This is a genomic window from Hydrogenimonas cancrithermarum (assembly GCF_030296055.1).
GTDB classification, from domain to species: domain Bacteria; phylum Campylobacterota; class Campylobacteria; order Campylobacterales; family Hydrogenimonadaceae; genus Hydrogenimonas; species Hydrogenimonas cancrithermarum.
Genome location: NZ_AP027370.1, coordinates 183,962 through 203,459 on the forward strand (window position 1 = coordinate 183,962; position 19,498 = coordinate 203,459).

The following is a 19,498-nucleotide window of genomic DNA, read 5'->3' on the forward strand; positions in this document are numbered from 1 at the left end:
AGCTTTAAGCCGAAGGAGAAGCCTCCTAACGAAAACAAATTATTGATAGATGGGCACCTCTGAAAACCATAGATTGCCCATATGCCATATCAGCAGTGGCGCGATTTTTGATACAATGAGTCGAAAGAAGTATAAGGATTTCGGATGAGAGTCACAGAACGGTTCACTCTGGATGAAACATTCAAAAAAAAGCTCTATAGCAGCAGACCGCATTTTGGCTTCAACGGTTTTGGCGAAGTGATCTACTACCGTACCTACAGCCGGAAAAAAGCGGACGGATCGCAGGAGCGGTGGGCCGATACCGTGATCCGTGTCGTCGAAGGGATCCTTTCGATCCGAAAAAACCACTACAAAGAGCAAGGCCTCGCCTGGGACGACGGGAGATGGAAGCCTTTCGCGGAACGGATGGCGGAGAGCTGTTTTTCGATGCACTGGCTTCCGCCGGGACGCGGCCTTTGGATCATGGGGACCGACTATATCTACGAGCGTGGCAGTGCGGCACTCTACAACTGCGGTGCGGTCGACACGAGCGACCTCGTCGATTCCGCCGACTGGGCGATGGATATGCTGATGAGCGGGGTAGGAGTCGGCTTCAACACGGCATGGAGCGGCGACGCTTCGATACCCGACAAAAGCGTTCCGAAATGCTACGTCATCGAAGACAGTAAAGAGGGATGGGTCAAATCGGTCCGGCTGATACTGGAGAGTTACTGCCGCAGCGGCCCCTTCTACCGCTTCGACTACTCCCACATCCGGCCTGCCGGATCGCCGATTCACGGTTTCGGCGGCACGGCATCGGGCCCGGAGCCTTTGAAAGCGCTGCATCGGCGCCTTGAAACCATCATGGATCGATACTGCAGGCACGAGATCGACAAGACGCGCTGCGTTGCCGACGTTTTCAACGCCATCGGTGTATGTGTCGTCGCAGGAAACGTACGAAGGTCCGCCGAAATCGCGTTGGGATCGCCTCATGACGAAACCTTCCTTCATCTCAAAGATTACGAACGTTTTCCCGACAGAAAGGAGATCGGATGGATGTCCAACAACTCGGTCCTGCTCGAGACACACGAAGATTTCGAAAAGCTTCCTGAAATCGCGGAACTGATCCGCCATAACGGCGAACCCGGCATTTTGAATCTGGTCAATGTCCAAAAATACGGCCGCTTCGGAAAAGAGATCCCCGACCGCGCATGGCTGACCAACCCCTGTGGCGAGATCGCCCTCGAGAGTTTCGAGCTCTGCAACCTGGCCGAAATCTTTCCTACGCGATGCCGGAACGAAGAGGATTTCAAGGCAGCTGTGGAGTTCGCAACGTTCTACGCCGTCACCGTCTCGTTGCTGCCGACGCATCGAAGCGAAACCAATGCCGTTATCGCACGCAACCGCCGGACAGGGGTGAGCATCTCCGGCATCACCGACTGGATCGAGAAGATCGGCGTGACCCGCATGACGCGTATCCTGCGCGACACCTACAAAGCCGTTAGACGAACCAACGAAAGACTCGCCAAAGCGTCGGGGATCCCCGTCTCTTTGAAAGTGACGGCGATCAAACCGTCGGGTACCATCAGCCTGCTCGCGGGGGTGAGCCCCGGAATGCACTATCCCGTCAGCCGCTACGCGATCCGCAGGCTCCGCATCGGAAACCGTTCCAAAATCACGCAGTTTCTAAAAGAGGCGGGCGTACCGAATATGCCCGATCTCTACAGCCGAAACACAACCGTCTTTGAATTTCCGATCCGTTACGACAACAGCCGGTCCGTCGAAGACGTTTCGGCGTGGGAGCAGTTTTCCCTGCTCGCCATGCTGCAGCGTGAATGGTCCGACAACATGGTCTCCTGCACGATCAGTTTCGATGAAGAGATCGAGGGAGAACAGATCGAACATATGTTGGCGATGTTCGCCCCGGTGATCAAATCGGCGTCGATGCTTCCGCGAAAAGAGAAAGAGCCCTATATGCAGATGCCGATCGAACCGATTTCGCAAGACGAATATGAAAAGAGAGTGAAAGAGATGCCGAAGATCGATTGGAGCGCTTTCGAGGGAAGCGACGGAGCGGGAGAGGGGTACTGTTCCATTCTGGCATGTAACGTATAGGAGAAATTACCAGTAGCGCACGCGGCCAGTATCGACATGGATGAAGCCCGATTTCGGGTAGTATCCGACGCCCCCGCGTTTCAGATGGCGGGCGGCAAGCCTCAGGTCGTTCAGATGCGCACCCGGAAGATTGATATCGATCGCCTTTCCCTGCATGTGAAGACTCCGTTTGGCGACGCCGTTCGTACGTCTTCGAAGTGTTTCGTTGGTTTTCGCGGAGCGGTATCCCGAGATGACATGAAAAGGTTTTCGGCAATGGTCGAACCGGCAGCTGAGATCATAAAGAAGATCGAAGAGGGCAAGGTCCATGGCATGCGTCTCTCCGGTGCGGAAATCACGCAGCAGCCGGTTGAGCGATTCGATCTCTTCGGCGATGTATCGCCCATCCGCCCAGTAGGTCGCCTTTGCCAGCTCTCCCGTGTGAATGTTGTAGAGCGTCACCTTTTTCTCGAGTTTTTTGGTTGCACCGTTAGCCAAAATGATATTTGGAAAAGCACAGAGTGCCAGTGCACCTGCACTTTTTTTCAGAAAATCCCTGCGTGTCGTTTTCTTCATCGTTTCGCTCTCAAAGTGTCGTTATTTAAAACTATTTTACCCAAAAAAGTTCCATTTCGCCACTTCGCTTAATCTCCGTTCATATATTCGACCATTCGACGGTCATACCCGTAGATATCTTTTACGAAGTGAATCTCGCCCGCTTCATCCACGAAAGCCGTCATGTAGAGGATATATATCGGCAACGGTCGTGGCAATCCGACGAGTTTCTCCTCTTTTTTCAGAAGTTCTTCGACGATCCTCTTGTAACGCCATACGCCCGTACCATTCTCGTAAAGTGCGTGAAAGAGCTCTATCGGTTTTTCTACGCGAATGCATCCCGAGCTTTTCGCCCGGTTGTCGTATCGGAAAAGATAGTCGTCCGGCGTATCGTGGATATAGACGTCGAATTCGTTGGGGAACATGAACTTGACGAATCCCAGATAGTTTTTCTCTCCCGGTTTCTGCAAAAAGATATAGGGGATATCCGCGTTATCGTAACGATGCCAGTCGATACTTCTCATATCGATCGAGTCGTTGCCGTCGGCACGCTGGGTCACGACGATACCGATACTCTCCAAATAGTCGAACCGGCCCGCTTTCAGCTTGGGAAGAATATCTTCCGCGACAATGGTTTTCGGTGCTCGCCAGTATGGGTTGAGCACCGCATAGGTCAGCGTATCCGAAATCATCGGGGTGGCCCTCTCTTTCCGTCCGACCACCGTTTTCATCGAAAGCACACACCTGTTATCACGATAGAGCGCCAGTGTAAAGGTTGGAATGTTCGCAGCGATGAAGTCATGGCTGCCAGTCGTCAGCCAGCGAAGCCGAACGATATTGATTTTGATCGTTTCGACTCTTTTTTGTACCGGGACATTCATGGCTTCGAGGGTATCGGGCCCGACGATCCCGTCGGCTTTGAGAGCGTGGCGGAGCTGAAAACGGCGCACTGCATCGGCAAGTTCCCTGTCGAAGGTTCGGTTCGCATCAAGCGAACAGTTATAGTCGCCGGTGACACAGAGGCGCGATCTTATGGCAGGGACCGCATCGTGCAGGTCGCCCGTTTTCAGGATCGGAAAATTGTCGGGAATGACGGGCCAGCCACCATCGAATGCGATATTTTCATACTTCGAAAGGGCATTTTCAAGACGCTGAAGCAGAATGTTCTCTCCATTCGAAGAGAGATTGGCTTCACGTTTGTCGATGCCGATCTGTCCAGGGTAGACGGCATATGGGTCGAGTTTTTCGTAACCTTCGCCGATCCATTTCGATCCGCTCCCGGCAAACAGGCAGATGCCACCTAAAAGAAGCAAAGAGGCAAGCGTTCGGCAAAGGGACATGCCGGCTACTCTCTCTTCTCCCAGACAGTCCCCTGCGGCGTATCCATCAGCTCGATCCCCATCTGTGCCAACTCTTCGCGAATGGCATCGGCCGTGGCGAAATCTTTCTCCTTTTTCGCCGCTTTACGCGCTTCGATAAGCCTGTTGATATGCATAATCTCCTTTTCGCTCATACCGAGCTGAAACCAGGCGTAGGCATCTTTCCCACCGATGCCGAGAAGTTTATGGAGCCATGCGATATTGGCGGCGATACACTGTTTGATGCCTCTGTTTTTTGGATCGGCATCGAGCTGTTCGTTTGCATTGGCAACCATTTCATCGACGACAGCGAGTGCTTTTGAGATATTCAGATCATCACCGAGTGCATCGAGAACCTCTTTTTGGAACGCTTTGTCGGGCGTACCGGTTTTGACGCCATAGAGCCGCTTTTTGAGGCGGTAGATCTTGTCGAGACGTTTTTTCGAGGCGAGCAGATCCTCTTCGTTGAAGTTGAAATTGGCCCGGTAGTGGGTGCTCAGAAGATAGAAGCGAAGAATCTCGCCATCGTAGACTGCAAGGGCGTCTTTGACGAAGAAACTGTTGCCAAGGCTCTTGCTCATCTTTTCTCCGGCGATCGTCACGAATCCGTTGTGCATCCAGTACTTGGCCAGCTTCTGGTGTGTCGCGCATCTGGTCTGTGCCGCTTCGTTCTCGTGATGCGGAAAGAAAAGATCGGCCCCGCCACCATGGATGTCGATGGCGTACTCTTCGTCTTTATACGCCAGATAGCGATCGATCATCGCCGAACATTCGATATGCCATCCTGGACGTCCGCGTCCGAAGGGCGAGTCGTAGCAGACATCGTTTTCCTTGCACGCTTTCCAGAGCGCGAAATCTCTCGGATGACGTTTGCCCTCCTCATGCTCGATGCGTGCTTGTGCCTCATCCTCGTCGCCGCAACGATGCGAAAGGGAGCAGTACTCGGTGTCTTTGGAGGTATCGAACCAGATGGTTCCATCTTCGCTTCGGTAGGCACATTCATTCTCGATAAGTTTCGAAATCATTTCGACGATGGCGTCCAGTGAGGTCGTGGCACGCGGAGAGATGTCGGCATCGAGGACGCCGAGCGCATGCATGTCGCGAAGGTAGTGTTCGGTATAGCGCTTCGTGATCGATTCGATCGGTTCACCCGTTTCGATCGACTTTTTGATGATCTTGTCGTCGATATCGGTAAAGTTTCTGGCAAAGGTAACACGGTAACCGAGTGCCGTCAACGTCCGGCGGAGCAGGTCGAACGCGATGGCACTGCGTGCGTGACCGAGATGGGCGTCGTCGTAGACTGTCGGGCCGCAGACATAGATGCGCACCTGTTTGTCGTGAAGCGGTTCGAAAGAGACTTTCCGCTTTTTTACCGAATCATAGATAATCATGTATCGCTACCTTCAAACCCCATGAAAGAAGTGTTGCAGCTCCGATAAAAAGAAGCGCATAAGGGGCATATTTTGATCGCATTATATCCAAAAAGATGCCGTGTCCGACCGCTTTGAGCGTCAGAGCCAGAAGCACCCATCCACTGATACTGCTCGCCAATGCGAGTCCGGGTGCGGCCATCGGAGAGATAAGCAGAAGCGAAAAGAGGATATTGACCCCCAGTGACTTGGCTGCGATTTTGGCGGCATCGCCCTGGCGATGGGTCGCATAGAGCCACAGGGAAAAGAGCTTGGCGATACCGAACGGCAGCAATCCGGCGATATACATCCGAAGCACCATCGCCGTATCTTTTGTATCCTCGGCGTTAAATGCACCACGTTCGAAGAGAAGCTCCACCATCTCTTCGGACAGGATCAGGGCGATGGCGGAAGCACCTCCCAGCATCGCGACGAGCAGCCAGAACACCCGTCTGGTCTGCGCTTTGGCATCGTCGAACCTCTCCTGCTTGAGCAGTTTGCTGATAGTCGGAAAGAGGGCCGTGGAAGCGGCGGTGGCGAAGAGTGCCAGCGGCAGCTGAAAAAGACGGTTGGCATAGAAGAGATAACTGATGGATCCGCTGACCAGAAACGACGCCAGCCATGTATCGATAAACGATGATATCTGAGCCGTGGAATTGCCCAGTACCGAGGGAAAGAAAGCACGGCTGAAACGATCGATGTCCTCTTTGACGGCATCCTTCTTCCGTTTCAGGTATTTGAACCCGCCCACGAGCAGCTTGTCGAGCCCTTTTCGACGAATCATCCACAGATGCAGCAGCAGTTGAAGCGCTCCGCCGGCCAACACGGCGAAACTGAGTGCATAGACGATCGTTTCGGGATCGTCGTGGCGAAAGAGTACGAGCGCCGTGATCATCGAAATATTGAGCAGCGTCGTGCCGAAAGCCGTCGTCGCGAAATGCTCTTTGTACTGTAGCAATGCAGAAAGAAACGTCACCAGAAAGATGAAGTCGAGATAGTAAAAATTTATGGCGACAAGCGGTGCGGCGGCACGAACCGCCTCTTTGCTGAAACCGATGGCGATCAGCCGCGTCACAATTTCGGAAAAGAGCGTCACGAACAGCGATGCGATAAGCAAAAAGAGGAAAAACCGTATCAAAATGGCGACGGCGAACACGCTTCGATGGCGCGATAGGATAAATGTCGGCATGAAACTCTGGACGAACGCACCTTCGGCAAAGATCCGTCGAAAGAGGTTGGGAAGTTTGAACGCAACGAAAAAGATATCGGAAAAGATATTGGCTCCGAGAATCGAAGCCATGAGTAGATCGCGTATAAAACCGAAAATCCGGGAGGTCAAAATACCTGCACTGGTGGTGAAAATGGAGCGAAAACGCATAAATATCGAGCCTTTGGTACGGTACATTGGAGACTTGATGAGATTTTAACGATAAATAGATTAAAATATAGTCATTTTAAAACCTGACTTACTTGTGGGTATCCAAACGAAAGTAGATGCATGGGACTTTTTGACAAAGTTTTTAAAAGCGACAAGAAAAAAAGCCGAAAAAAGGCGGAAGAGAAGAGGCCCGGATTTACGCCGGTTGTCGTAACGACCGACGATGTGGCGAAAACTCTGCAAGAGACCGCGGTCAAGCACAACATAAGTTCCAACCTTCTCGATATCCGGCTCATCGACTATCGATCCTTGATCAAAATGGATACCAAAGACAAAGATTGGATCGAAATGGAAGAGGATGACTGGGTGAAACTGAACAAACCGGAAATCCTGCTCAATCCCAATTTCGAAGTCAAACAGACCTATGAAATCGAAATATTGAGATACAAAGAAGAGCCATGGATGAGCGACCTTCTGCTCCATATGGGTTCGAACAAAGAGAGAAACAGAGTCGTCTGTACCATCAAGGCGGGCTCCATCGTCCGGTATGTAGACGAGCTCGAGAAGAAAATAAAGCTTCTGATACAAAAAAAGATGCTCCGGTCACATCTTCTCATCAACCTCTGGGACGTCGATTATAGAAACGTACTCGATGAAATCGTCGCGAAAGCCCGGGTGCAGGACCAGTATATCGTCCCTGAAGACATCACGTTCGACGTGGCGGTCTGTTATGCTTCCCAACCTTCCGTAGACGATGAACTGATTTTCCATTACAAAAAGAAGTTGGAAGTTCCGGATGAAAAAGACCGTATGGACTATTCGAAGCGCGGATTCATCCAGGCAGTCGAAAAAGGCGAAGTGATCATAGAATATATCAAACCGCAGCAAGGCAAACCGGGACGCAACTGCCAGGGCAAATACATTCCCATCGAAGAACCGAACGAGACCAACAAACCCGACTTCAAAACCAGTGAAAACATTGAAGTCGAAGAGACGGATAAACATATTCTGTATCGCGCGAAACGGGGCGGCTATGTCGTATTTCACGACAACACCTACGACATCAAAGAGGAGATGGAACTCGAAGAGGTGAGTTTCAAAAAGACCGGTTCGATCGATGCCGGCGTCGAGACCGAGGTAAAACTCCATATCAATGAGCGCGATATTATGAAAGACGCCATCGGGACAGGTGTGGAAGTGGAGGCGACGGAGGTAAGAGTCGAAGGCAATGTCGGCTCTTCCGCCGTCGTAAAAGCCGAAGAGGTCGTCATCGGGGGACAGACGCACCAGACAAGCAAAATTTTTGCCGAAACGGCAAAAGTCAACGTGCTTCGCGGTTATCTGAAGACGCAAGAGCTCGCGAAGATAACCCGTCTCGAAGGCGGTGTCGTGGAAGCGAAAACAGCGGAGGTCGCTCAGATGATCGGCGGAGAGATCAAGGCGATGCGGGTCGATGTCGGGCTTCTCGCATCCAATGCGAAGATCTTCGCAGTCAGTGAAATCGTCATCGACAAGATGGTTGGAGAGAACAACAAACTCGTTATCGATGCCTCGAAAATCGATGCCTACCATAATGAAATAGTCTCCCTCGAGGAGGAAGCGGAAGTTTTGAAAAAAGAGATCGAAAAACTCGAAGAGGATCTGGCCCGAAAAGTCGAACTGAAACAGAAAAGCGAGCCTACCATCGCCACCTTGAAACAGAAAATCCTCCAGGAGACGAAAAAAGGCATCAAACCGAAACCCGCGTTCATCGCAAAGATCAAGCAGTTCCAAAAACTCATAGAGGCGATCGAAGCGGTTCGCAAAAAGAGAGACGAGAGAAAAGGGCAGCTGCACAACATAAAACAAAAGCTTTTGACTTTCCAGGAAATGGTCGTCAACGCGAAAATCGTGAATCATGGGGAATGGAAAGATTACACCAGCGTAGAGTTCCACCTGCTCTATCCTCAGATCACGCTCGAGTACACGCCGGTACCGGGTGCCAAAAACCAGCAGATCTATCTGAGAAAGGCCGGTGAAGAGGATGGTTACGAAATCGCCGTCAAGGAGGCGGATGCATGATCGCAGGGATCACGGGAAAAGTGGAGAAAAAAGATCCCACCCATCTGCATATTTTGACCGCCGGCGGACTGATTTACGAGGTCTTCGTTTCACTTCACTGCAGTGCCGCCGTCAAAAGCGGCGAGGTAAAGCTTCATACGACCCACATCATCCGCGAAGATGCACAGCTGCTCTACGGATTCCTGGATCTGAACGAAAAACGGATGTTCGATACCCTGATCAAGATCAACGGCGTGGGACCGAAGGTGGCGATGGCGATCTGTTCCACCTTCACCCCCCGATCGTTTGCCCAAATCGTGGAAGCCAAGGATGTGGGGATGCTCAAGCGGGTTCCCGGCATCGGTCCCAAAAGCGCGAGCCGTATTCTTGTGGAGCTGGGCGGCTTTTCGCTCGAGCTGGCACAAGAGAGCAGCCCGGCGAGCCAGGCACACAACGAAGCGGCGATGGCGCTCGAGAGCCTCGGCTTCAAAAAAGAGCATATCACCAAAGTGCTGGCGCAGTGCAGCGGCGGCGATACAGAAAGCCTCATCAAAGAGGCATTGAAAAAATTGAGCAAATAGGATTTTAAAAGATGAAACCGGCCATACTCTTCGGCGGAGCGAGCTACGAACATGAGATCAGCATCGTCAGTGCGATTGCTTTGAAAAAGGTTTTGAACGTTCCCCTGACATTCATTTTTCTCGATACGGAGGGAACTTTCTATCACATTCCCGCGGAAAAGATGAAGTCGAACCACTTCAGCTCGGGGAGTTACAAAAAAGACGATACCCTGCGGCTGGTACGCGGCGGTTTTGAAAAGCAGGGCCTTTTCAAGGCCAGAGCGCTCGAAGGGTTCGACGTCGTCTTGAACCTCGTACACGGCGGGCAGGGAGAAGACGGCACGGTTGCGGCACTTTTCGACTTTTACGCCATCCCCTACATCGGACCGCGCAAAGAGGCATCGGTTCTGAGCTTCAACAAGTGGCTCACAAAACTCTATGCGCAGGGGCTCGGTATAGAGACGATCGACTTCCAACTGCTGCGTATCGACAGTGAGAGAAGAGTCGATTTTGACTATCCCGTCATCGTCAAACCGCTCAGACTCGGCAGTTCGATCGGCGTGAGTATCGTCAAATCGGCGGACGAGCTCGACTTCGCACTCGACGTGGCGTTCGAGTTCGATGACGAAGTACTTGTCGAACCCTTCATAGAAGGGATCGAAGAGTACAATGTGGCCGGTTGCAGAGCAGGTGACAAGTGGATTCTCAGCCGTATCGAAGCACCGCAAAAGAAGGAGTTTCTCGACTTCGATCAGAAATATCTCGACTTTTCGAGAACCGAAAGCGTCAGCGAAGCGAAAATCTCCGCCGAGCTGGAAGAGCGACTGAAAGAGGCCTTCAAAATCGTCTACGGCGCGCTTTTTGAAGGCGCAGTGATCCGTTGCGACTTCTTCGTCCAAGATGGACGCGTCATCCTCAATGAGATCAACCCGATCCCGGGATCGATGGCGAATTACCTCTTCGACGACTTCACGGAGGTGGTTTCATCGCTGGTGTCGCATCTGCCCAAAAGCAGAACGATCAAGCCCGACTACGCCTACATCGACAAAGTACAATCGGCCAAAGGGCCGAAAATCGGGTAATCCATGAAAAAATTTTTAGCCACCTATCTGCCTTACTATCGTGATTACAGCGGCAAGATCGCTATGGCGATCGTCGGGATGTTCCTCGCCTCCGCCGCTACTGCGGCGATCGCCTATATGGTCAAGCCGTTGATGGACAGGATATTCGTCGAACACGACGTGCAGATGCTCTACATCCTTCCCGCTTTCATCATTCTCGCATTCGTCGGAAAGGGTCTCGGAACCTTTATGCAGTCCTATGCCCTGAGCTTCATCGGGCAGGATATCATCCGCAAGCTTCGCAACCGGATGCTGAACCACATGATGCACCTGGACATGGATTTTCACTTCCGCTTTCACAGTGGCGAGTTGATCAGCCGTATCAGCAACGACATCCTCCGCGTACAGAACGCCATCTCATCCGATATCGCTATTTTGCTTCGGGAATTCGTCACGGTTGTCGCACTTTTGGCTGTCGTGATCTACCAAAGTCCCATGCTCGCGCTCTACTCGCTTATCATCATTCCCCTTGCGGTCTATCCGGTCGAAGTGATTTCGAGAAAGATCAAGAAGCTCTCCCATCAGTCGCAGGAGCAGAACTCCGATCTGCTCTCCTCGCTGTCGGAAATTTTCGCCAACTACGAGATGATCAAATCCTACAATGCTCAAGAATATGAGCTGGGAACGTTCAAAGAACGCAATCTACGCTTCTTCAAGACCAACATCAAGACCGTCAAAGTTCAGTTGATGCTGGTACCCATTCTGGAGCTCGTCGCCGCCGTCGCCATTACGGCCGTCATCATCATCGGTGGACGGGAAGTACTCATTGCCAAAACGCTGACGACCGGCGAATTCTTCTCGTTTCTGACCGCATTGTCGCTCCTGATCGATCCGCTGCGCCGCATCTCGACAGCGTACAGCCATCTACAGGACGCCGTGGCGGCCAATGAACGGATCGAACAGGTTTTACACTACAAACCGATGATCGTAAGCGGAACCAAACAGCTCGACCATGTCGATACCATCGAGTTCGAAAACGTCACGCTGCGATACGGAGATACCGTCGCACTCGAAAACATTTCGCTTCGTGCCCAAAAAGGAGAGGTGATCGGCCTCGTCGGCGACAGCGGAGGCGGCAAGAGTTCGATGGTCAACCTGATTCTGCGCTTCTACGACCCGGCCGAGGGTGTCGTCAAAATCAACGATATCGACGCGCGCGAGATCGACGTCAAGTCGCTCAGAGACCGCATCGCCATCGTCACGCAGCGTATCTACATCAGCAACGACACGATCGCCGCCAACATTGCCTACGGCGTCGAACCGGATGAAGAGAAAGTGATCGAAGCGCTGAAAAAAGCGAATCTCTGGGACTTCGTCGCTTCCCTTCCCGAGGGGATCCATACGGTGCTGAGCGAAGGAGGCACCAACCTATCCGGCGGCCAGCGGCAGCGCATCGCGATCGCACGGGCCCTCTACAAAAATCCCGACATTCTGATCCTGGACGAAGCGACCAGCGCGCTCGACAACAAGAGCGAAGCGGCCATCATCGAGACGATTTACGCACTCAAAAAGGATCTCATCGTCTTCATGATCGCCCATCGCCTCACGACAATCGAACGGGCCGACAAGATTCTGGTTTTCGAGCATGGACACATCGTCTGCCAGGGCAGCAAAGAAACGCTTTCCAAAGAGTGCGAAACATTCAAGAAACTTTACCACATAGCGAGCGATGTATGAGCAAAAAAACGCCCGTCAAGTACGAAACGCTCTGGGACAAGATCAAGGCGTGGTTCACATCGATGATCATCGAGCACAACTTCACCAACATTTTCCGCCTCAATCTCCACAAGGTGAACGACGACCTCTACCGCTCCAGCCAGCCCACGCCGTGGCAGCTCAAAAAGATCGTCAAAGAGAAGGGGATCAAATCCGTCATCAACCTACGTGGTACGCAGCCCCACAGCCCCGTTTATATGCTGGAAAAAAAGACGTGTGAAGAGATCGGTGTGAAGATGATCGATGTCGAGATCTATTCGCGGGCGATCCCCGACAGAGAGCGGCTCGAAAAACTGGCCAAAGCCTTCGAAGAGGCGGAGTATCCCGTGCTGATGCACTGCAAGGCGGGAGCCGACCGCACCGGTCTCGCCGCGACGTTCTACCTCTATTGGAAAGAAGGAATGCCGCTGGAGAAGATCGACCAGCTCAAGTTCATCCCCTATGGCCATATCAAGAGCTCCGACGCAGGGATCATCGATTACTACTTCGAAGAGTTCGCCAAATACAAGAAAAGCCACCCCGAAGCCGACATCTTCGAGTGGACCGAACAACTTCCGCGCGAAGAGATGAAGAGACGTTTCAAAGAACAGAAAGAGAGCTATCTCTCCGATTTTCTCAACAACGTCATCCTCAGAAGAGAGTAGCCATGGCCATCAAACCGATCGTTTACAAAAATGAGAGATTCAAGCTCTCCTACGACATGCTCAATCCGTCGAAAGAGAAGACACTGCTCTTTCTTCACGGCTGGGGAAGCAACAAGGAGCTGATGAAGCAGGCGTTCGGCGGCTCTTTTCCCGACTACCGCCACCTCTACCTCGATCTTCCGGGCTTTGGAAAGAGTGAGAACGAAGCGGTACTTACGACGCATGACTACGCTGCGATCGTAAGCGAATTTCTCGAAACCGTCAAGGTTCGGGCCGATGTCGCGATCGGCCACTCCTTTGGCGGGAAAGTGGCGACACTGCTGCAGCCTGAGCGCCTGATTTTACTATCGAGTGCCGGAATCGTCATGCCCAAACCGCTGAAAGTCCGCGCGAAAATCGTGCTTTTCAAGCTGCTCAAACCATTTGGCGGCGATACGCTGAGAGAGCTTTTCGTTTCGAGCGACGCCTCGGGGATGCCCAGAAACATGTACGAAACCTTCAAAAAGGTGGTCGACGAAGATTTCAGCGGTACCTTCGCCGCCTTCAGGTCGCCGGCACTGCTTTGCTGGGGGAGGGAGGACAGCGCCACACCACCGGAAGCGGGCCGAAAGATCGCGGGACTGATAGAGGGGAGCCGGCTCGAGTTTTTCGACGGCGACCACTACTTCTTTTTGCGGCAGAAAGATGCCGTCGTCAAAGCGATGGAGAAGTTTCTTGAAACGGTATAGATGTATCGTCAGCGGAAAAGTGCAAGGGGTCTGGTACAGAAAGTTCGTCTCCGAAGCGGCGCGTGCGGCCGGCTTCCGCGGCTATGTCAGAAACCTTTCCGACGGCACCGTCGAAGCGGTCGTCGATACCCCCGAAAGCGGCTTGGAGGCTTTCAAATCGATACTTAAAAAAGGATCCCCGATGTCTGATGTTCAAGAGATTGTATGTAAAGAGATTCCATTGGATGCGCCGTTTGGCGATTTTGGGGTGATACGATGATCTGGTTTCAGCTCTTCTCCCATATCCTGCTGGTTATGGCACTGGGGTGGTACCTCGCGACCAATCTCCAGTGGTACAGTTACAAGATCGAACGTGTGATCCTGCACCACACCAGGTATGTATGGCATCTCATCTATTTTCTGATTCCGCTCTTCGCCTACTACTTTACCGGCATCTATTTCTGGATCTATTTCTACTTCGCCTATCTTCCGACTCTCTGGCTCTGGCACAGAAAACTCGACAAGAAACTGGTCCTCACCGGGCGTATCAAGCGCTTTTTCGCACTCCTTGCGATGCTCACGCTCTTTCAGGACCTTCTATGTCTGGCGAAAGAGGCGTGCGAGGTTTTCGGTGTAATTTTACCGCTGACGATGGCGGTCATAGGTTCGATGATGATCGAGAAGGTGCTTTTCCACGGCTTCAAACTCCAGGCAAAACGGAAACTCGAAAGTATGCCCGATCTCATCGTAATCGGTGTGACGGCGAGCTACGGAAAGACCAGTATCAAAAACTTCATCGCCCAGATCGTCGGGCATGAGAAGAGAGTCTACGCCACACCAAGAAGCGTCAATACGCTTGGTGGCGTCATGAAAGATATCAACGACGATCTGCCCGAAGAGACGGAAGTCTACATCGTCGAGATGGGCGCGCGCGGCCCGGGCGACATCGCCGAAATCACCGAGTTCGTCCAGCCCCACTTCGCCGTCGTCGGTGTCATCGGGCCGCAGCATATCGAGTACTTCAAAACGCTCGAGCGCATCCGCAACACGAAGATGGAGATCCTTGCGAGCAAACGTCTCGAGCATGCATGGGTCCACACATCCGCCCATGTCGAACCCGACGATCGGGTCACCCTGTTTGGCGACGAAATCGAACATCTCGAAGCGACCCTCGAAGGCGTCGACTTCGACCTCGATCTGCCACAGGGAAAGGTCCATGTACACATCCCTGTTCTGGGTGCCTTCAATGCCGTCAACGTCACTGCCGCACTACATGTCGCGAACGCATTGGGAATCCCCTACGAAAAAGGGGCCGAATACGCCAAAAGCCTCGAACCGGTCGAACACCGCCTCCAGCGTATCGATGCCGGCGGCAAGATCATTCTCGACGATAGCTTCAACGGCAATGTCGACGGAATGCTTGCCTCCTTCGAGCTTGTGTCGCAGTATCCGGGGCGTAAAGTACTCGTCACGCCGGGCCTGGTCGAGAGCGACATCGAATCGAACGAGAAGATCGCAAAACGGGCCGACGAGATTTTCGACCTCGTCATCGTGACGGGAAAGATCAACCAGCCGATCTTCAAAAGATTCGTGGATGGGAAGAAACTTCATCGACTGGACGACAAGTCGAAAATGCAGGAGATGCTGGGAGCGTTGACACGGCCGGGAGACCTGATTCTTTTTGCCAACGACGCACCAAATTTCATGTAATCATCGGGAGAAGATAGATGCTGAAAATTTCTTACTGGATCGATGCACTGAGCAGATGGGCAGGGGCACTTGGGGCGTCGGCTTCGATCGCGCTGGCGCTTCTGATCGTCTACGACGCATCGATGCGCTACATCTTTCACGAAGGCTCCGTCGCGCTGCAGGAGCTGGAGTGGCATCTGTTCGACATCCTCTTTCTGCTGGGGCTCTCCTACGCGCTCAAACACGACAAGCACGTGCGGGTCGACATCCTCTATACCCGCTTTTCACCGCGTCTCAAAGAGATCGTACGAATCGTTTCGATGCTCTTTTTCGTTATACCGCTGGGGCTGCTGGTGGTCTGGTTCAGCTGGGACTTTGTGGCACAGAGCTTCGCACAGCATGAAATGAGCCCCGATCCGGGTGGACTCTGCTGCCGCTACATCATCAAATCGTTCGTCATCGCGGCGTTTGTACTGCTCGTTTTGCAGGCGGTAAGTGAATCTATCAAAGCCTTTTACCGTCTGGGAGAGTTGAAAAAGGAGAGCGGAAAATGATCGGCATGCTGATGTTTCTGACCGCGCTCGTCTTTCTGCTTTTCGGCATCCCTGTCGCATTTGCGTTCGGGGGCGTGGCGATTCTGTTCGCACTCCTTTTTCCGTGGGATGTGGGCCTGCAAGTCTTCGAACTGCTGCCGTTTCGTATCTACGGCATCATGCAGAACTTCACACTGATGGCGGTACCGCTCTTCATCTTCATGGGACTGATACTCGAAAAGTCGAAGATGGCGGAAGAGTTGCTGGAGTCGATGGGCAAGCTCTTCGGTCCCGTGCGCGGGGGACTCGCCATTTCGACGGTCCTTGTCGGGGCGATCCTGGCGGCCAGCACCGGCATTGTCGGGGCGAGTGTGGTGATGATGGGGCTCATCACGCTGCCGATCATGCTCAAACACCGTTACGATCCGAAACTTGCCTCCGGCACGATCGTCGCCAGCGGAACACTGGGGCAGATCATCCCTCCATCGGTCGTTCTGATCGTCCTGGGTGACGTGATGTACGTCAGTGTCGGCGACCTTTTCAAAGCGGCTGTCATGCCGGGGATCGTGTTGACATCGCTCTATATCCTCTATATCCTGATTTTGGCGTGGCTCAAACCCTCCGTCGCACCGGCGATGGAGCGCGAACCGATCCCCTACGCAAAGCTTCTGCTGAAGGCACTCAAGGCGATTCTGCCGCCACTGCTGCTCATCGTCGCCGTTCTGGGCTCCATCTTCGCCGGTATCGCCAGCCCCACCGAATCGGCCGCAGTGGGTGTCGTGGGTGCAATTTTTCTGAGTATTTTAAAGCGTACTTTTTCGCTCGAGACACTTCGTTACGCTTCGCTCGAGACGGTCAAGCTGAGTGCGATGATTTTCATGATCCTCATCGGTGCCACAGCCTTCAGTCTCGTCTTCAACGCTTTCGACGGCGGTGACTTCGTCCATCGATTCTTCACCGAAGAGCTCGGCAGCAAATGGACCTTCATCCTCGTCACGATGGCCGTCATCTTCGTACTCGGTTTCTTCGTCGACTTTATCGAAATCTCCTTCATCGTCGTACCGATTCTCGTGCCCATCGCCGCCAGCTTCGGAATCGATCCAGTCTGGTTCGCGATCCTCATCGCGATGAACCTTCAGGCGTCGTTCCTGACGCCACCCTTCGGTTTCGCTCTCTTCTATCTCAAAGGGGCCGCCGGGGACAAAGTGACGACGGGAGAGATCTACAAGGGTGTCGTTCCCTTCATTTTTCTGCAGATGACGGCACTGACGATCGTGATGCTATGGCCAAAAATCATCTACTGGCTGGGGTAGTTCCCGTTTCCAGTTTTTGAAATTTCTTCAACTCTTTCGCCCCTTTCTGGGGTGTATCGCAGGTTCTGTAGCATGATCGTCCTTTGCTTACATTGTTGATGACCCACGCCGTCGTCACGATCATGAAGATCACGAATCCTCCGAGAATGACCGATACGAGTGCGATATTTTTATATTCTCCAAACATGGCATCCTCCTTTTGAAGGCCTTTCTATATTATTAATCTTTCTTATTTAAAAACTGCTTTGCCGGAAAATTAGTGTATAATTTTTTATTTATGAAAGATTGGAGAAGCGAAAATGGAGCATCTCTATGCGCCCTGGCGGACGGAGTATATCAGGGGGGAGAAGATCGAGGGATGTGTCTTCTGTCATATCAGCCAACACCCCGATTTGGATGAAAAACACCATCTGCTCTTCCGGGACGAGCGCTGTTTCGTCGTAATGAACAAATACCCCTACACCCCGGGGCATTTCATGATCATCCCCCATATACATACGGAGAGGCTCGAAACACTCGATCCTCGAGTATGGCTAAGAATGAGCGAACTCACACAGCGGGGTGTGGCGATGCTCAAAGAGGGTTTTGGAGCCGAAGGCGTCAATATGGGAATGAACCTCGGAGCCGCTGCCGGTGCGGGCATCGCAGAACATATCCACTTGCATCTGGTACCGAGATTTTCACGCGATACCAACTTCATCACGACGATCGGCCATACACGTGTTTACAGCACCGACTTTCAAAAAGTGTATGAAAAACTGAAAGGGTTGGTTCCGAAATACTTCGTTTAGGCATTACGCTTTGCAGCAGCTGGTCGTATTTCCTTGGCAGCAAAGCAGCATATACTCCCCGTCCAGGCTTCCTTGACGGGAAGCCTTTTTGAACCACTGCTTCGCCGTTTCGATATCTTTTTCCACACCGAACCCTTCGTAGTACATCATTCCCAGATAGTACTGCGCCTCCGCATTTTTTCTGTGCTGTTTCAACGCGACCAGTGCCTCGTCGTACTTGTCGTTCTCGTAAAAACCGATCGCTTCTTCGAGTGTATAACTTTTCTCTTCCATCGTTTCCTCCTAAAATCCTACCGAGTAGGCTCCCCAGCCGTGCATCTTTTTGGCCGTAACGACATCGTAATCATCGAAAATATCGATGTGGTTGATCGCTACGAAGTAGCTCTCTTCCAGTTTTTTGTCTATCTCTTCTTGCATCGGAGTACCTTTTTCGACAAGTATCGCTACCGTCGCGGCGTTTTTCATGATGCGGAAAAACTTCTTGAACATCGTTTCCGGGTCCGACTCGAGAATTGCGGGGGCCAACGTGACGAAAATATTCTCATACTTCTTTGCATGTTTATTATACTGTCTTGCAGCCAGATCGAGCGGTTCCAGATGAAAACCGGGATGATCTTCACTTTGCCATTCATCGAGATCGCTCGCAACCGTCCGCAGATCGTACTCGAAGCCTTTGGCTTTCGTGAAGTCGTAGAGTGCTTTGTGAAGATCGTTGCTTCCGTCGGTCAAATGCAAAATCTGCTGATTTGGATAGTGTGTCGAAATGATCTGCATCAGCTGAGCAGTCTGTTCGCGTTTAAGTTTTTTCATTATGCCTCCTCGTAATCGGCCAGTTTTTCGACAAGTGCCTCGTGATTCCGGCCATTGGTCGCTACGATGACCGGATCGCCGAGCCGGTAGGGTTCGCCCCTGTGGTTGCTCACTTTCCCGCCGGCCTCTTCAACGAGCAAAATGCCCGCAGCGACATCCCATGGCTTGAGATTGCACTCATAGAACCCGTCGAAAATTCCGTTGGCGACGTAACTGAGATCGATCGAAGCGGCACCGAGACGGCGGATATCCTGTGTATGGGGCAGAAGATTCTCCATCGTTTCGAGTACCCAGCGAAAATCACGCCCCATCTCGACTTTCGTATAGGGAAAACCGGTAGCCAAAAGCGACTGCTGCAAGTCGGCCGTTTCCGAAACCACGATTTTTTTGCCGTTGCAAAAAGCTCCTTCTCCCCGTCCGGCACTGAAAAGTTCGTTCAAAACGGGATTGTAAACGATACCCGCAACCGGTACGCCATCTTCCCATACGCCGATCGAGATGGCACATAACGGGATTTTATGGATAAAATTGGTCGTTCCGTCGATCGGATCGATGTAGATCGCTCTGTCGGCGCGCTGATGTTCATCCGAACTCTCCTCGCCGATGATCGTAAACGCGGGCAGAGCATCCGCGATTCTCTCCTTCAGAAGATTTTCGACGGCGACATCGAACTGCGTAACCAGATCGACGGTCCCTTTGTGATGCACCTCTTTGACCGCATTGAACCCCTCTTCGAAGAGTTTTCCCGCTTCGAGCACAATCTCTATAAGTTTATTTAACAAAATATTCCCTTTTTTGGTA

The 19,498-nt window shown here is 52.3% G+C and carries 20 protein-coding genes; 12 read left to right on the forward strand and 8 right to left on the reverse strand.

Annotation, left to right across the window (positions count from 1 at the left end):
* Positions 1–144: 144 nt before the first annotated feature.
* The gene (locus QUD54_RS00885) at positions 145–2,094 is read left to right on the forward strand and encodes a glycyl radical enzyme family protein (RefSeq protein WP_286337076.1); all 1,950 of its coding nucleotides are present in this window, start codon (positions 145–147) and stop codon (positions 2,092–2,094) included.
* Positions 2,095–2,100: 6 nt separating this feature from the next.
* On the opposite strand, the gene QUD54_RS00890 is transcribed toward QUD54_RS00885, so the two are convergent.
* From QUD54_RS00890 to murJ, 4 genes are all read right to left on the reverse strand, one after another.
* Positions 2,101–2,649, reverse strand: a complete 549-nt coding sequence (locus tag QUD54_RS00890; RefSeq protein ID WP_286337077.1) for a YcbK family protein — start codon at positions 2,647–2,649, stop codon at positions 2,101–2,103.
* Positions 2,650–2,717: 68 nt separating this feature from the next.
* Positions 2,718–3,968: a L,D-transpeptidase family protein gene (locus QUD54_RS00895; protein WP_286337078.1), complete on the reverse strand. Its 1,251-nt coding sequence runs from the start codon at positions 3,966–3,968 to the stop codon at positions 2,718–2,720.
* A 5-nt stretch (positions 3,969–3,973) separates the two neighbouring features.
* On the reverse strand, positions 3,974–5,377 hold the full coding sequence (gene cysS / locus QUD54_RS00900; RefSeq protein WP_286337079.1) for a cysteine--tRNA ligase: 1,404 nt from the start codon (positions 5,375–5,377) through the stop codon (positions 3,974–3,976).
* Positions 5,364–6,773, reverse strand: a complete 1,410-nt coding sequence (gene murJ, locus QUD54_RS00905; RefSeq protein WP_286337080.1) for a murein biosynthesis integral membrane protein MurJ — start codon at positions 6,771–6,773, stop codon at positions 5,364–5,366. Before murJ ends, cysS begins: the two co-directional genes overlap by 14 nt.
* 120 nt (positions 6,774–6,893) lie before the next feature.
* Here murJ and QUD54_RS00910 point away from each other — a divergent pair, with 120 nt between their 5' ends.
* From QUD54_RS00910 to QUD54_RS00955, 10 genes are read left to right on the forward strand one after another with little or no spacing between them, the layout of a single operon-like run.
* Positions 6,894–8,834 carry a flagellar assembly protein A gene (locus QUD54_RS00910; RefSeq protein ID WP_286337081.1) on the forward strand — a complete coding sequence of 647 codons (1,941 nt, stop codon included), beginning with the start codon at positions 6,894–6,896 and terminating at the stop codon, positions 8,832–8,834.
* Positions 8,831–9,394: a Holliday junction branch migration protein RuvA gene (gene ruvA / locus QUD54_RS00915; protein ID WP_286337082.1), complete on the forward strand. Its 564-nt coding sequence runs from the start codon at positions 8,831–8,833 to the stop codon at positions 9,392–9,394. The genes QUD54_RS00910 and ruvA overlap by 4 nt, the downstream gene beginning before the upstream one ends.
* Before the next feature lie 11 nt (positions 9,395–9,405).
* On the forward strand, positions 9,406–10,455 hold the full coding sequence (locus QUD54_RS00920; RefSeq protein WP_286337083.1) for a D-alanine--D-alanine ligase: 1,050 nt from the start codon (positions 9,406–9,408) through the stop codon (positions 10,453–10,455).
* A gap of 3 nt (positions 10,456–10,458) precedes the next feature.
* Positions 10,459–12,171: an ABC transporter ATP-binding protein gene (locus tag QUD54_RS00925; RefSeq protein WP_286337084.1), complete on the forward strand. Its 1,713-nt coding sequence runs from the start codon at positions 10,459–10,461 to the stop codon at positions 12,169–12,171.
* Entirely contained in the window at positions 12,168–12,854 is a 687-nt protein-coding gene (locus QUD54_RS00930; protein WP_286337085.1) for a fused DSP-PTPase phosphatase/NAD kinase-like protein, read from the forward strand. The genes QUD54_RS00925 and QUD54_RS00930 overlap by 4 nt, the downstream gene beginning before the upstream one ends.
* A 2-nt stretch (positions 12,855–12,856) precedes the next feature.
* On the forward strand, positions 12,857–13,582 hold the full coding sequence (locus tag QUD54_RS00935; RefSeq protein ID WP_286337086.1) for an alpha/beta fold hydrolase: 726 nt from the start codon (positions 12,857–12,859) through the stop codon (positions 13,580–13,582).
* Complete coding sequence (locus QUD54_RS00940) at positions 13,569–13,841, forward strand: acylphosphatase (RefSeq protein WP_286337087.1); 273 nt, start codon at positions 13,569–13,571, stop codon at positions 13,839–13,841. The genes QUD54_RS00935 and QUD54_RS00940 overlap by 14 nt, the downstream gene beginning before the upstream one ends.
* Positions 13,838–15,271, forward strand: a complete 1,434-nt coding sequence (locus QUD54_RS00945; RefSeq protein WP_286337088.1) for a Mur ligase family protein — start codon at positions 13,838–13,840, stop codon at positions 15,269–15,271. Before QUD54_RS00940 ends, QUD54_RS00945 begins: the two co-directional genes overlap by 4 nt.
* A gap of 17 nt (positions 15,272–15,288) precedes the next feature.
* Entirely contained in the window at positions 15,289–15,804 is a 516-nt protein-coding gene (locus QUD54_RS00950; protein WP_286337089.1) for a TRAP transporter small permease subunit, read from the forward strand.
* Positions 15,801–17,096, forward strand: a complete 1,296-nt coding sequence (locus QUD54_RS00955) for a TRAP transporter large permease (RefSeq protein ID WP_286337090.1) — start codon at positions 15,801–15,803, stop codon at positions 17,094–17,096. The genes QUD54_RS00950 and QUD54_RS00955 overlap by 4 nt, the downstream gene beginning before the upstream one ends.
* On the opposite strand, the gene QUD54_RS00960 is transcribed toward QUD54_RS00955, so the two are convergent.
* Positions 17,077–17,283 (reverse strand): hypothetical protein, encoded by a 207-nt coding sequence (locus QUD54_RS00960; protein WP_286337091.1) that lies wholly within the window; start codon positions 17,281–17,283, stop codon positions 17,077–17,079. The two genes, QUD54_RS00955 and QUD54_RS00960, sit on opposite strands and share 20 nt — an antisense overlap.
* A 112-nt stretch (positions 17,284–17,395) precedes the next feature.
* Here QUD54_RS00960 and QUD54_RS00965 point away from each other — a divergent pair, with 112 nt between their 5' ends.
* Positions 17,396–17,887 carry an HIT family protein gene (locus tag QUD54_RS00965; RefSeq protein ID WP_286337092.1) on the forward strand — a complete coding sequence of 164 codons (492 nt, stop codon included), beginning with the start codon at positions 17,396–17,398 and terminating at the stop codon, positions 17,885–17,887.
* 3 nt (positions 17,888–17,890) lie between these two features.
* Here the strand turns inward: QUD54_RS00965 and QUD54_RS00970 are convergent, their stop codons facing one another.
* Genes QUD54_RS00970 through QUD54_RS00980 form a run of 3 tightly spaced genes read right to left on the reverse strand, consistent with a single transcriptional unit; the run spans position 17,891 to position 19,479 of the window.
* Positions 17,891–18,160: a tetratricopeptide repeat protein gene (locus QUD54_RS00970; RefSeq protein WP_286337093.1), complete on the reverse strand. Its 270-nt coding sequence runs from the start codon at positions 18,158–18,160 to the stop codon at positions 17,891–17,893.
* Positions 18,161–18,169: 9 nt separating this feature from the next.
* Positions 18,170–18,697: a hypothetical protein gene (locus QUD54_RS00975; RefSeq protein ID WP_286337094.1), complete on the reverse strand. Its 528-nt coding sequence runs from the start codon at positions 18,695–18,697 to the stop codon at positions 18,170–18,172.
* Positions 18,697–19,479, reverse strand: coding sequence for an inositol monophosphatase family protein (locus tag QUD54_RS00980; protein WP_286337095.1), 783 nt, complete (start codon positions 19,477–19,479; stop codon positions 18,697–18,699). Before QUD54_RS00980 ends, QUD54_RS00975 begins: the two co-directional genes overlap by 1 nt.
* Positions 19,480–19,498: the final 19 nt, after the last annotated feature.